At 72.5% G+C, this 13,656-nt stretch carries 10 protein-coding genes; 1 reads left to right on the top strand and 9 read right to left on the bottom strand.

The genetic code is table 11. The features are described 5' to 3' along the window. Positions 1 to 108: 108 nt before the first annotated feature. Entirely contained in the window at positions 109 to 1,638 is a 1,530-nt protein-coding gene (locus tag J2N69_RS24515; RefSeq protein ID WP_230902651.1) for an alpha/beta hydrolase, read from the top strand. Positions 1,639 to 1,768: 130 nt separating this feature from the next. Here the strand turns inward: J2N69_RS24515 and moeZ are convergent, their stop codons facing one another. The 9 genes from moeZ to J2N69_RS24470 form a co-directional block, all read right to left on the bottom strand. Next, a complete protein-coding gene (gene moeZ, locus J2N69_RS24510) occupies positions 1,769 to 2,947 on the bottom strand; it encodes an adenylyltransferase/sulfurtransferase MoeZ (protein WP_127912672.1) in 1,179 nt (392 codons plus the stop codon). Positions 2,948 to 3,010: 63 nt separating this feature from the next. Further along, positions 3,011 to 3,760, bottom strand: coding sequence for a spherulation-specific family 4 protein (locus tag J2N69_RS24505; RefSeq protein WP_230902650.1), 750 nt, complete (start codon positions 3,758 to 3,760; stop codon positions 3,011 to 3,013). Beyond that, a complete protein-coding gene (locus J2N69_RS24500) occupies positions 3,748 to 4,701 on the bottom strand; it encodes an NAD-dependent epimerase/dehydratase family protein (RefSeq protein WP_127912674.1) in 954 nt (317 codons plus the stop codon). Before J2N69_RS24500 ends, J2N69_RS24505 begins: the two co-directional genes overlap by 13 nt. 150 nt (positions 4,702 to 4,851) lie before the next feature. Then, positions 4,852 to 5,577, bottom strand: coding sequence for a hypothetical protein (locus J2N69_RS24495; RefSeq protein WP_230902649.1), 726 nt, complete (start codon positions 5,575 to 5,577; stop codon positions 4,852 to 4,854). A gap of 674 nt (positions 5,578 to 6,251) precedes the next feature. Further along, positions 6,252 to 8,060 carry a DUF3492 domain-containing protein gene (locus tag J2N69_RS24490; protein WP_230902648.1) on the bottom strand — a complete coding sequence of 603 codons (1,809 nt, stop codon included), beginning with the start codon at positions 8,058 to 8,060 and terminating at the stop codon, positions 6,252 to 6,254. Positions 8,061 to 8,261: 201 nt separating this feature from the next. Continuing rightward, a complete protein-coding gene (locus J2N69_RS24485; protein WP_230902647.1) occupies positions 8,262 to 9,872 on the bottom strand; it encodes a dipeptide ABC transporter ATP-binding protein in 1,611 nt (536 codons plus the stop codon). Further along, on the bottom strand, positions 9,869 to 10,930 hold the full coding sequence (locus J2N69_RS24480) for an ABC transporter permease (RefSeq protein ID WP_230902646.1): 1,062 nt from the start codon (positions 10,928 to 10,930) through the stop codon (positions 9,869 to 9,871). The genes J2N69_RS24485 and J2N69_RS24480 overlap by 4 nt, the downstream gene beginning before the upstream one ends. Continuing rightward, a complete protein-coding gene (locus J2N69_RS24475; RefSeq protein ID WP_230902645.1) occupies positions 10,927 to 11,853 on the bottom strand; it encodes an ABC transporter permease in 927 nt (308 codons plus the stop codon). Before J2N69_RS24475 ends, J2N69_RS24480 begins: the two co-directional genes overlap by 4 nt. Continuing rightward, positions 11,850 to 13,583: an ABC transporter substrate-binding protein gene (locus J2N69_RS24470; RefSeq protein WP_230902644.1), complete on the bottom strand. Its 1,734-nt coding sequence runs from the start codon at positions 13,581 to 13,583 to the stop codon at positions 11,850 to 11,852. The genes J2N69_RS24475 and J2N69_RS24470 overlap by 4 nt, the downstream gene beginning before the upstream one ends. Between the last annotated feature and the right edge of the window lie 73 nt (positions 13,584 to 13,656).

The following is a 13,656-nucleotide window of genomic DNA, read 5'->3' as shown; positions in this document are numbered from 1 at the left end:
ATATCCCGGGCGGAACCCCCTCCACGTCCCCGCCGAAACCCCTCCACGTCACTGTCAGTGGCTGCGCCTACTATGGCTGGACTGTCTTCCAAGGGGGGAAGCGCCTTCATGCAGCGTTACGTACGATCCGCGGCACTGGCCGCCGCAGGGGTGCTGATGGCCGGGCTCGCCGTCGGCTGCGGCGGTTCGTCCGACGGCGGCAAGAGCGACGGCAAGGGGGACGCCAAGGGCGGCGGGAAGGGCCTCGCCTCCCAGAAGCTGGACTGGGGCCGCTGCGAGGCCCCCGAGGGTGGCTCCGCCCCGGGCTCCGAGTGGCAGTGCGCCACGCTCAAGGTCCCGTTGGACTATGCGAAGCCGAGCGGCGAGACCATCGGCCTCGCCCTGATCCGCGCCAAGTCCACCGGCAAGGGCGACCGCATCGGCTCCCTCGTCTTCAACTTCGGCGGACCCGGCGGCTCCGGAGTCTCCGGCCTGCCCTCCTTCGCCGACATGTACGGCTCGCTGCGCGAGCGGTACGACCTGGTGAGCTTCGACCCGCGGGGCGTCGGGGCCAGCGAGGGCGTGCGCTGCCGCGACGACAAGACCACCCAGGCCGCCGAGGAGAAGGTCGACCTCACGCCGGACACCCCGGCCGAGGAGAAGGCGTACTTCAAGGACGCCGCCGACTTCGGCGCCGGCTGCGCGCGCGGCGCGAAGAAGCTCATCGGTCACATCTCGACCGCCGACGCGGCCCGCGACATGGACCTGATGCGCCAGGTCCTGGGCGACGACAAACTGCACTACATGGGCATCTCGTACGGCACGGAACTCGGCGGGACGTACGCCCACCTGTTCCCCAAGCGCGTCGGCCGCCTCGCCATGGACGCGGTCGTCGACCCCAGTGCGGACTCCGTCGGCCACGCCGAGAACCAGGCGCGGGGCTTCCAGCGCGCCCTCGACAACTACTTCACCTCCCGCGGCCAGGACCCGAAGGCCGGCACCAAGAAGGTCGCGAAGCTGTTCGAGCGCCTGGACGCCGAACCGATGCGTACCTCGGGCGACCGGAAGCTGACGGAGTCCCTGGCGAGCACAGGCGTCCTGGTCACCCTGTACAGCAAGGAGACCTGGCCCATGCTGACCAGCGCCCTCGCCGACGCCGAGAAGGGCGACGGCACGGCGCTGCTCCGGCTCGCCGACGCGTACAACGAACGCGACCCGTCCGGGCGTTACAGCACGCAGAGCCACGCGCAGCGGGCGATCTCCTGCCTGGACACCAAGGCGCGCTCCACTCCCGAGGAGGCCAAGAAGCGCCTGGACCGGTTCCGGGAGATCTCGCCGGTCTTCGGAGGGTTCCTCGGCTGGGACACGGCAGGCTGGTGCTACGACTGGCCGGTCGCCGGACAGCACGACTCCCCCGAGGTCAGCGCGCCGGGCGCCGCCCCGATCCTGGTCATCGGCAACACCGGCGACCCGGCCACCCCCTACGAGGGCGCCCGCAAGATGGCCGACGAGCTGGGCAAGGGCGTGGGCATCCACATGACGTGGAAGGGCGAGGGCCACGGGGCGTACGGCAACGGCAGCGACTGTGTCGACGACACGGTCGACGACTACCTGCTGAAGGGCGAGGTCCCCAAGGACGGCAAGGTCTGCGAGTCCTGACCGCCGGCACCGAAACGGAAGGGCCCCGCACCACTTGGTGCGGGGCCCTTTGCCGCTCTGCGGCCGCTCAGAGGTCGCCCTGAAGCCCCTTCGAGGCCCGCCTGAAGCCGCTCCGAGGCCGCTCTGACGCCTAGTAGACCGGCTTCTCGGGCTCGATCTGGTGGACCCAGCCGATCACGCCGCCGCCGACGTGGACCGCGTCGGAGAAGCCCGCCGACTTCAGGACCGCGAGGACTTCCGCACTGCGGACACCCGTCTTGCAGTGCAAGACGATCTTCTTGTCCTGCGGGAGGCTCTCCAGGGCGGTGCCCATGAGGAACTCGTTCTTCGGGATCAGCTTGGCGCCGGGGATCGAGACGATCTCGTACTCGTTGATCTCGCGGACGTCGATGATCTCGATGTTCTCGCCGTCGTCGATCCACTCCTTGAGCTGCTTGGGAGTGATCGTCGAACCGGCCGCCGCCTCCTGGGCCTCTTCGGACACGACGCCGCAGAAGGCTTCGTAGTCGATGAGTTCGGTGACGGTGGGGTTCTCGCCGCAGACCGCGCAGTCGGGGTCCTTGCGGACCTTGACCTGGCGGTACTGCATCTCCAGGGCGTCGTAGATCATCAGGCGGCCGACCAGCGGCTCGCCCGTGCCCGTGAGGACCTTGATCGCCTCGGTGACCTGGATGGAGCCGATCGACGCGCACAGCACGCCGAGCACGCCGCCCTCGGCGCAGGAGGGGACCATGCCGGGCGGCGGGGGCTCCGGGTAGAGGCAGCGGTAGCAGGGGCCGTGCTCGGACCAGAAGACCGAGGCCTGGCCGTCGAAGCGGTAGATCGAACCCCAGACGTACGGCTTGTTGAGGAGCACGCAGGCGTCGTTGACCAGGTAGCGCGTCGCGAAGTTGTCCGTGCCGTCGACGATCAGGTCGTACTGGCTGAAGATGTCCATCACGTTGTCGGCCTCGAGCCGCTCTTCGTGGAGGATCACGTTCACGTACGGGTTGATGCCGAGGACCGAGTCCTTCGCGGACTCCGCCTTCGAGCGGCCGATGTCCGCCTGGCTGTGGATGATCTGCCGCTGGAGGTTGGACTCGTCGACCTCGTCGAACTCCACGATGCCGAGCGTGCCGACACCGGCCGCGGCGAGGTACATCAGCGCCGGCGACCCGAGGCCTCCGGCGCCCACACAGAGCACCTTGGCGTTCTTCAGCCGCTTCTGCCCGTCCATCCCGACATCCGGGATGATCAGGTGGCGGGAGTACCGGCGGACCTCGTCGACGGTGAGCTCAGATGCGGGCTCGACCAGGGGTGGCAGCGACACGGGGACTCCGTTGGTCGGTTCCTACGTACGGTTGTTCTCTGCGTAACACTGCCACGCCCTTCTTCATTCCGAGACACCTGTTCCGACCCGCGAGACGATGTCGTCCCAGTAGCCGGGCATGGACTCCCAGGGGTCGCCCGCCCCGGCCCCGTCCACGCGGTCGGTGAAGTAGATCGTCGAGGCGCCCTGCCAGCGGGCGATGCGCAGCGCCTCGTCCAGATGCCCGCGCGGCACGCCGTGCACGAGGTGGCAGAAGCGCTCGGGCGGGTGGTCGGCGGTCCACTCCGCCACCTGCGACCAGCGGTAGTCGCTCCACGGGCCCGCGAAGGTCACCAACTCGTCGCCCGTCTCGGCGTATCCGGGGTGCGGGTGCGTTCCGTGGCCGAGCACGATGTGCGCGCCGTCGACGAGCGCGCGCAGGGTGGTGACGGTCCTGTCCACCTCCGGGAGCGCCGCCCGCCCGCTCGGGCAGCGGTCCAGGCGGAAGCCGTCGACCAGGTACCAGTCGAGGTAGCGGTGCGCGTCGGAGATCAGCTCCCCGAAGGGCCGGGCGCCGTACATCGTGTCGAGGTGGCCGAGGACGCGGACGCCCGCGTTCCGCAGGCGGCCCGCCGCCTCCAGGCAGTGCGGGTCGGGCCGCTCACCCGGGCCGTTCGCGACATTCAGGACAACCCATTTCAAAGGGGTGCCGGGGCGGGCGAGTTCGGCCCACTCGACGGGGGCGACGAGGGGGTGGGCGAAGCCCGGGACGCCGAAGCCGATGCGCACCTCGGTGCTCGCGGCACCCCGCGTGGTCCTGGTCAGATGCGGCATGCCGCCTCCATCCAGATGTCGGCGAGTGACTCCTCGAGGTTGATGCGGGGCCGCCAGCCGAGCCGGTCGCGCGCGGTGCGCACATCGGCCTGCTGCCAGCTGCCGCAGCCGTCGGGGTAGGGGTACGCGGTTGGCATGCCGTGCTCCGACTCGGCGCGGGGGTGGCCGATGGCCGCCCGCATCGGCACCTGGTCGAGTTCGTGCAGGGCGCCGCCGTACCCGGCGACGCGGGCCAGCACGGCGGCCGCGTCCCGCAGCCGTACGGCGCGGCCCGAGCCGATGTTGACGACGCCCTGGGCGGCGGAGAGCGAGGCGGCGTGCACCGCCCGCGCCACGTCGCGTACGTCGACGAAGTCCCGCTGCACGCCGAGGCCGCCGAGTTTCAGCTCGCCGTCCCCCGCCTGCATCGCGCGCCGCATGGCCTCCGCGAGGCGGCCGAGCGGTGACCCGGCGGGCGTGCCGGGGCCCGCGGGCGAGAAGACCCGCAGGACGACGGCGTCGAGCCCGGAGCCGAGGACCAGCTCGGTGGCGGCCAGCTTGCTGACGCCGTAGGGGCCGCCGGGGCGCGGCACGGCGTCCTCCGCGGTGGAGGAGCCGGGCTGGCTCGGTCCGTACTCGGCGCCGCAGCCCAGCTGCACGAGGCGGGCCCCGCAGCCGCTGCGGCGCAGGGCCTCGCAGACGGTGGCGACGGCGACGGTGTTGTGCCGGGTCAGCTCGCGGGCGCCGCCGCGGGTGGCACCGGCGCAGTTGATGACGACGCCCGGGTGGACGGCGTCCAGGAAGCGGGTGAGCGCCCCGGGGCTGCCGCTGGCGAGGTCGAACCGTACGTCCGAGTCGTCGCCGCGGCCGAGCGCGGTGAGCTGCACCGCGGGGTCGGCGAGCAGCCGGTCGGCTACGAACCGGCCGAGGTATCCGTTGGCTCCGATCAGCAGCACCCTCATCGGGCGCCTCCTGGAGTGGCCGCTCGGAGGCGGAGGCGGCTGCGGGTGGTCATCTGGTGTTCTCCTTCGAGATGTCGCCGTGGGTCACGGGATTCGGCCCGCGGTGTCGGCCCCGCGGGAGAGTGGTCTGGTGGGTCTGGGGCGGGCGGCTCATGGCGCGTCACCGGGGCCGGCGTGGGCGGAGGCCAGGGCGAGGGTCCTGGCCGCGTGGATCAGGAGGACGAGGGCGGCGACCCCGCACACGGCGGTGGGCACGGCGCCCGGTCCGAAGGCGTCGACGGCGGCCGTCAGGGGTACCGCCGCCGCCTCGCATCCCGGCAGGCGCCCCGCGAAGACCAGGCACAGGGCCGTCACTTCGCAGGTGCCCGCGGCGGCGAGGAGCAGGGCGGGCGCACGGGTGGAGCCGTAGACGCCGAGGAGCCGGGCGAGCAGCAGCAGCGCGCCGAGCGCCCAGGCTCCGGTGAGGGCCGAGGTGCCGTCGGGAGCAGCGCCGAGCAGCGCGTAGGCCGCCGCGAGCAGGGCCCCGAGCGCGGCGAGGAACAGCGTGACCACGCCGAGCAGCAACGGCCGCGCGGAGGCGGTGAATTCGCCGAGGCCTCGGCCGGTCCGCAGCTGTGCCCCGGCCCGTACGGCGAAGAGGTGGGCGCACCAGGCCGCGGGCGCGACGGCGAAGGCAAGGGCGAGGAGCGCGGCGGTGGCGGGCCGCCAGAGTTCACCCGCCTCGTCGGGCCCGCCCGCGAGGGCGCTCGCCAGCAGCCCGTCGCCGAGCAGTGCGTACGCGAGGAGCCAGCACACCCACGCGCGCGTGACGGGCGCCGCGCGGCCGGCGACGCGCAGTGGCCCCTCCCGCAAGGCGATCCACAACGCCACAGCCACGGCAACCACCCCGCCGAGAACCACCACGAACCGCACGCCCCCGGAGACCACCCCCAGCCCAGCCACAACCGCCGCACACACAGCACCGGGCAGCAACGCGAACAGAGCCCAACGGGCGGACGCTTCAGGCACGGCGTGCGCGCGGTCTCCGCCAGACGTCGGGCGAGTGGCGGCGCGCAGTGACCCCTTCCCCAGGGCGATCCACAACGCCACAGCCACGGCAACCACCCCGCCGAGAACCACCACGAACCGCACGCCCCCGGAGACCACCCCCAGCCCAGCCACAACCGCCGCGCACACAGCACCAGGCAGCAACACGAACAGAACCCACCGCGCCGCCACTTCAGGCACGGCGTGCGCGCGCCCCGCGGTGCCTAAGTGCGGCCCACCGTCGCTGTCGTCGTCGCCGCGCGGCACGCGCGCGTACATCTCCTCGGCCAGGGCGAACACGTCCCGGTGCCGGTATTGCGCGGCGGCCCGGTCGGTCACGCCGTGCGCCTCCAGTCCCGCCGCGATCTCCAAGGGGTCGACCGCCCGCTCACACAGTGCGCGATGGCGGTGCATGAGGGCCTTCACGGGGTCGGGGGTGGCGGGCGTCCGGGGGGAGCCCTGCGGGAGACCGGCCGTCGTCCCGGGCAGGGCACCGCCCCCCTCCGCGACGCTCTCCTGCCGCGTCATACGCCCGCTCCCTTCAACTGCTCGCGCTCCTCCGGCTCCTGGGCGGCCCAGCTGGGCGCCCCCGCGCTCTCCGTGGTCGACGCCTGTCCCGCCGCCGCCCACCGGCCCGGCACGTATGCCTCGGCCGGGTGCGCGAACGGCATTGGCTCGCCCGCCTCGTCCAGCGCCTCCCGCCGCACCGGGCAGTGCGAGACGATCTCCAGGTAAATGCCGCGAAATGCCGCGATGTTCTGCTCGACGGTGAAGAGTTCGAGGGCCCGCGCCCGCGCCGCCGCGCCCAGGCGCGCGCACCGCTCGGGGTCGCGCAGCAGCGCCACGCACGCCTCCGCGAGCGCCCGCGGGTTGCCCGGCGGCACGACGAGGCCCGTGCCGCCGATGACCTCCACCACCGCGCCGACGTCCGTCGAGACGGTCGCCCGCCCGCAGAACATGGCCTCCACCAGGCTGACCGGGAAGCCCTCGACGACGCTGGAGAGCACCACCACTGCGCCCGCGGCGTACGCCTCGGCGACCCCGGGCACCTCGGGTCCGCCGATCTCCTCGAAGGAGACGGGGCTGTCCCCCACCGAGGCGGGGCTGTCGCCGACGGCGTGCGCCCCCGGCGCCTCATCCGGGAAGAGCCGCGCGGCGAGCGCCCGGCACTGCGCGAGGTACTCGTCGGCCGCGCGCCCCTCCGCCGGTGCCCCGACGATCCGCAGGCGAGCCCCCGGCCGCTTCTCCCGTACCTCGGCGAAGGCGTGGAGCAGTGAGATCAGGTCCTTGGCGGGCTCGACGCGGCCCACCCACAGGAGCGTGTCGGGGGCCACGTCGTCGTAACCCCTCTCGCCGATCCGCGCGAAGCGGTCGGAGTCCATGCCGGGGTGGACCGTGCGCAGCTTGGCCCGGTCGGCGCCGCACCGCTCCTGCCAGCGGCGGGCGTGGGTGTTGCCGGGGGTGATCAGCGCGGCCCGGTGGTACACCTCGGCGGCGAGGCGGCCGTGGAAGGAGGCGAGCAGCGCCCGCGCCGGCGCACTCAGCTCCCTGTCCCCCGCGGCGAGGTGGTGCGCGCGCAGGTGTACGCCGTACTCGGTCACGAGGAGCGGCACTCCCGCGAAGTGCCCGGCGAGCAGCCCCGTCAGCGCCGCGGGCCCCCCGGAGGTGGCGTGGCACAGGTCGACCGCGCCGAGCCCGTCGTCGTCGTACCAGTCGAGGGAGAGCGGCCGCAGCGCCCGCTCCATCTGGCCCGCGGCGACGAGCAGGTCTGCCACCCGCGCGCCGTGGGCGGCCCGCTGCGCGCCCGGCGCGCGGCAGGCGCTCTCCAGGATGCGCACGGCGGTCTCGGAGCGCAGCGCGCCGGCCAGACCGCCTTCGTCGCGGGCGAGTTCGGCGAGCCCGTACAGCGCGTTGGCGAAACGGTCCGCCACATCGTCGGAGCGGTCCTGCGGGCCGGTGCCGAGGCTTCGCGGAAGGGCCGCCGCGCCGGACCGCGAAGAGCTGCCGAGCCCAGTGACGCCACCCCGGCAGACGACATCGGCCAGCTCACCGAAGCACTCAGCGAACCGCCGTCGGGCCCGGCGCCCGCGCCCTCCGCGCGGTCCGGCGTGCGAGAGCGCCGCGTCGTCGGCGTGCCACAGCGGGGCCGTGCGCACCCGCGTGACGTGAGGCGGGACGTCGAGCCGGCCGAAGGCCTCCTGCCGCTGGTCGCGGCTGAGCGCGTAGACGTCGAACTCGTGCTGCCCGAGCCCGCGCACGAGCCGGTCGCACCAGAGCCGTCCCTCACCCCTCACATACGGATAGCCACCCTCCGTAAGCAGTGCAACGCGCACGAGTGCACCCCCGATCTCCCGTTTGGGGAGCCGCCGTTGGGTCGGCGGCTCGCAGCGGGACGAACGTATGCGGTCATGCAGGTGGCGCGACGGACGGTTGTCCATCGCGCCACCAAAAGGGGTGAACGGCCGTAACTTTCTCGCTTCGGCGGCGTTCCGTCGCGCTATGGGGTCCAACGGCCCCTCTTCCGCTACGGAGAGTCAGACCGCAGCGGGCTCCCCGGCGACCGTGCGGCGCCGCGCGGCCACCGCCGGATCGAGTGACGGCACGGCCGCCAGCAGCTGCCTCGTGTACGGGGCGCGCGGCGAGCCGTAGACCTCGTCCACGCTTCCGTACTCGACGAGCCGCCCCCGCCTCATCACCGCGACCCGGTCACTGACCTGGCGTACGACCGCGAGATCGTGCGCGATGAAGACGAGCGTGAGGCCCAGCTCCCGCTGCAACGCGGCGAGCAGCGCCATCACTTGGGCCTGTGTCGTCACGTCGAGCGCGGACACGGGTTCGTCGCACACGATGATCCGCGGCTCGGCGGCCAGCGCACGCGCGATGCCGACGCGCTGCCGCTGTCCGCCGCTGAACTCGTGCGGATAGCGGTCGTAGTGCGCCGGTTCGAGCCCCACGCGCCCCAGGAGTTCGCGCACACGCCCGCGGACGAAGGTGTCGCTCTCGCCCCGCGCGCGCAGCGGGTCGGCGATCGACTCGCCGACCGAGCGGCGCGGGTTGAGGGAGGAGACGGGGTCCTGGAAGACCATCTGCACCTTCGGGTCCACCCGGCCGCCGGGCCGCTCGGCGCCCTCGTGCAGCAGCCGTCCGGCGCTCGGCTCCAGCAGGCCCACGAGCATGCGCCCCAGGGTGGTCTTGCCGCTGCCGCTCTCGCCCACGACGCCGAGGGTCTCGCCGCGGCGGACGGCGAGCGAGACGTCGTCGACGGCGGTGACGGCGCGCTTCCCGCGCCCGAACTCCCGGCGCAGACCGACCGCTTCGAGCACGACATCGGCCTCCCCCGCCTCCTCCTTGGCGGGCGGCAGGAGCGGCGCGTCGATCCGCGGCACGGCGCCCAGGAGTTCACGCGTGTACGCCTCCCGGGGCGCCGCGAGGACGTCCCGCACCTCGCCCCGCTCCACCGCGCGCCCGCCCCGCATGACGAGGACCTCCTCGGCGCTCTCCGCCGCGACGCCCACGTCGTGGGTGACCAGGAGCAGCGCCATGCCGGTCTCCTCCCGCAGCGTGTGCAGCAGGTCGAGGATCTGGGCCTGGACGGTGACGTCGAGCGCGGTGGTCGGCTCGTCGGCGATCAGGAGCGCGGGTTCGCACGCCAGGGCCATGGCGATGAGCGTCCGCTGGCGCATGCCGCCGCTGAACTCGTGCGGGCGCGAGCGCGAGCGGCGTACGGCGTCGGGGATGCCCACCCGGTCGAGCACGTCCACGGCACGCGCGCGTGCCGCCCGCCGGGACGCCCCGGTGTGCACGCGGTACACCTCGGCGATCTGGTCGCCCACGGCGTAGTACGGATCGAGGGAGGAGAGCGGGTCCTGGAAGACCATCGCGGCCTTCCCGCCCCGTAGCCGCCGCAGTTCGGCCTCGGACGCCTCTTGTACGTCGATGCCGTCGACCCGCACGGACCCGGTGACGCGCGCTCCGGTGCCCCGGTGGAGCCCGAGCAGCGCGGATGCCACGGTCGACTTGCCGGACCCCGACTCACCGACGAGGGCGAGGGCGCCGCCCGCCTCCAGGGTGAAGGAGAGCCCGTCGACGGCGCGGACGCCGGAGGCGAACTCCACGCTCAGATCCCGTACGTCGACGAGACTCACGACAGCACCACCCTTCGGTCGGCCACCGCGTACAGCACGTCCGCGACGGCGTTGGCGAGCACCACGAAGAAGCCGGTGACCAGGACCATCCCGACCACCACCGGCAGGTCGACGGTCTTGACCGCGTGCACGAGTTCCCGTCCGACGCCGGGCAGGCCGAACAGGGTCTCGGTGAGCAGGGCGCCGCCGAACATCGACCCGACGTCGTTGGCGGTCAGCGCGATGACCGGCGCGACGGCCCCCCGCAGCGCGTGCCTGCCGATGATCGACCGCTCCCCCACGCCGTACGCGCGGAAGGTCCGCACATGGTCGTCGGCGAGGGTCTCCAGCATCGAGGAGCGGGTGAGCCGCGCGTACTTCGCGGCTTCGATGAGCGCGAGCGAGAGCCAGGGCAGCAGGAGGTTCCACGCCCACTGCGTCGGGTCGTCGCCGAAGGCCACGTACTGCGGGAAGGGCAGCCACTGGAGCGTGCCGCAGACCAGGATCATCAGCAGCAGGCCGATCACGAAGACGGGTGTGGCGGTGCCCGCGAGGGTGAGGGCGGTCAGGACGCGCTCGCTGACCCGGCCGCGCCGCCAGGCGGAGAGCACGCCGGTGCCCACGCCGAGGATCAGCCACATCACCATGGCACCCAGCGCCAGCGACGCCGTGACCGGCAGCTTCGCCCAGATCAGCGCGGTGACCTGCTGGTCGCTCTGGTACGAGAGGCCGAGGCAGGGTGCGGCGCAGTGCTCGGTGCCCGTGCCGGTGGAGTAGTCGTGGCCGACGAAGAGGCCCTGGAGGAAGTCCCAGTAGCGCACGTACAGCGGGTCGTCGAGGCGCAGTTGCCCGGCGACCTGCTGGACCTGGGCGGGTGGGCAGCGCGGGCCGCAGGTGATCTGGGCGACGTCGCCGGGGGCGGCGTAGAACACCCCATAGATGATCACGGAGAGGGCGAGGAGCGTGACGAGGGCGCCGAGGAGCCGCCGCAGCAGGAAGCCGGAGAGACCCGGGAAACCCGTGAGCCCTGGGAGACCCTTGAGGCCTCTGAGACCCGTGAGACCTGTGAGGCCCGTCATGAGTGGGCCTCCCGTCCGCGCCCGGTCCCGATCCGCAGCCGGGAGGCGGCCCGCGGGTCGAGGGCCGTACGCACCCCGTCGCCGAGGACGGTGAGCGCGAGGACGGTCACGAACAGCGCGCCCGCCGGATACAGCAGGTACTGCGGCGCCGCCTGGTACCAGACGTCCGCCGAGGTGAGCATCTGCCCCCACGACGGCGTCGGCGGCTTCACGCCGACGCCGAGGAAGGAGAGCGCGGCCTCGACCGTGATGTTCGCGGGGACGAGCAGCGCGGCGTAGGTGATGACGGGCGCGGCGAGCGCGGGCAGCAGTTCCCGGCGGGCGATCCGCACGGAGCCCCAGCCGCTGAGCCGTGCCGCGGCCACATGGTCGAGTTCCTTGAGCGTGACCGTCTGGGCGCGGACGATCTTGGCCACATTGCCCCAGGCGACGAGCCCGATGACCAGGGCGACGAGCACCGGCCGCGGGAACCCGCTCGGCACGACGGCCATCAGCGCGAGCGCCAGGACCATCAGCGGCAGCGCCACGATGACGTCGGTGGCGCGGCTGAGCACCTGGTCCACCCAGCGGTTGCCGAAGCCGGCCGCGACGCCGACCACGACTCCGATGAACACCTGGACGACGGTCGCCGCGAGGGCGACGCCGAGCGAGACCCGCGCCCCGTACACGAGACGGGCGAAGAGATCCCGCCCGGTCTGCGGTTCGACGCCGAGCCAGTGCTCGCCGCTGATCCCGCCGAACGGACCGACCGGCACGCCACCGCGCGCCGAGTCGATCAGATCCGGGTGGTACGTGGTGGGGTCCTGCCCCTCCAGGGCCGTGAGCAGCGGCGCGGCGAGCGCCACGAGGACGAGCAGCGCGACGACGCCCGCCGCGACGAGGGCGGCGCGCTGCTCGCGCAACCGCCGCCGGAACAGCGTCACGACTGCTTCACCGCGACCTGGGAGACGTCGAGGACACCGGTCCAGTCGCTGATGACGATGTTGCGGACGTCCTTGCCGTACAGCCGCTTGTAGACCGGGTGGAAGAGCGGGACGGTCAGCGCCTTCTCGCCGATCTTCTTGTCGAGGGCGCCCCAGCGCTCGGCGGCCGCGTCGAGATCCGTCAGCTTGTTGATCTCGTCGATCTCGTCGTTGACGGCCTTGTCGTCGAGGAAGCCGGTGTTGAAGTTGGCGCCGTCCTCCACGATCTGGCGGCCGTCGAAGATCGGGGCGAGGAAGGGTCCGCCGGAGGGCCAGTCGGCGCCCCAGTGGGAGAGGAAGAGGCCGGGCTCGTCCTCGACGCTGTGGATCTTGTCGGCGTAGTCGTTCTCCTCCAGGCCCTCCAGCTTGACGGTGATGCCGGCCTTCTTCAGGGCGTCCTGGATCGCGGTCGCGATCTCGGGGCTCGTCTCGAAGTCCTTGGCGTTGGAGTGGGTGAGCGTGATGGTCAGCCCGTCCTGGTGACCGGCCTCCTTCAGCAGCTCGCGGGCCTTCTTCGGGTTGCCGTTCGGGCCCGCCGGGAAGTGGTCGTACTTCGTGTGGCCGAAGGACTTCTGGTTCGGCAGGTAGGTGGTGGCGGGCTCGGCGAGCGAGGAGCCGCCGGCGGCGTTGATCACCGAGGAGCGGTCCACGGCGTACGAGATGGCCTGCCGCACCTTGGGATCGTCGAAGGGCTTCACCTTGGGGTTGAAGGCGAGGTAGTTCGTGTACCCGAAGTGGCCGGTGCCGACGTGCGAGGCCAGTTCCTTGTCGCCGGTGACCTTGGCGAGTTCGGCCGGGCCGAGGTTGGTGTCGGTGGTGACGGCGGCGGCGTCGGCGCCCTGGCTCGCGGCGAGCCGCTGGTTGATGACGGACGAGTCGAGGCCGGAGCGTACGTCGATGGTGTCCGGGTAGGCCTTGCGCTCCGCGTCGGTGGCGGCGGACCAGTGCGGGTTGCGCTCCAGCCGCAGCCGTTCCCCGTCGTTCTCGTTCGCCACGACCTTGTAGGGCCCGGAGGAGAGCGGGTGCTCCTCGTATTTCGTGCCCTTGTCCTTGCTCTTGGGGACGGGCGTGAACTGCGTCTGGGTGGCGAGGTAGGGGAACTCGCCCTCCGGCTTGTTCAGATGGAAGACGATGGTCCGCTCGTCCGGCGTCTCGATGGACGTGAGCCCCTTGCCGCTCTTGTCCTTGTAGGGGCCCTGGTACTTGTCCCCGCCGATCAGCCAGTCCCGCAAGTAGGGCGCGCCGCCGCTGAGTTCGGCGGCGAACGAGCGCTCGATGCCGTACTTCACGTCGGTGGAGGTGATCGGCGAGCCGTCCTCGTACTTGAGCCCCTTCTTCAGGGTGTACGTCCACACCGTGGCGTTCTTGCTGGGTCTGCCCAGGTCGGTGGCGAGGTCCGGCACGACCTCGGCGCCCTTGGCCCCGTCCTCGCGGTTGCGGGTGGTCAGCGTGCGGAAGACGAGCGAGGGGATGTTGCCGCCGCCGGAGGTGTAGAGCCGCGCGGGGTCGAAGTCGGTCTGCGGGTCGCGGTTGAGGACGGTGAGCGTGCCGCCCTTCACCGGCTCGCCGTCGTCGCCGCCGCTCCCGGCGCCGTTGCCCTTGGGGCCGGCGCAGGCGGCGGCGCCCGAGGCCAGGACCAGGCTGACGGATGCCGCTGCCACGCGGCGGGCTATGGCGGACGCTTGACGCATCGGGGAGAACCTCTCGGGGGAACACCGCGGGAACGCGGCGGATCAGCGGGAAGGGTGCAGAGCTGACCCCGGG

Source organism: Streptomyces huasconensis (assembly GCF_021028635.1).
GTDB lineage: Bacteria > Actinomycetota > Actinomycetes > Streptomycetales > Streptomycetaceae > Streptomyces > Streptomyces huasconensis.
The sequence above is the reverse complement of the archived record's forward strand: the minus strand, read 5'-3'. Positions and strand labels throughout refer to the sequence as shown.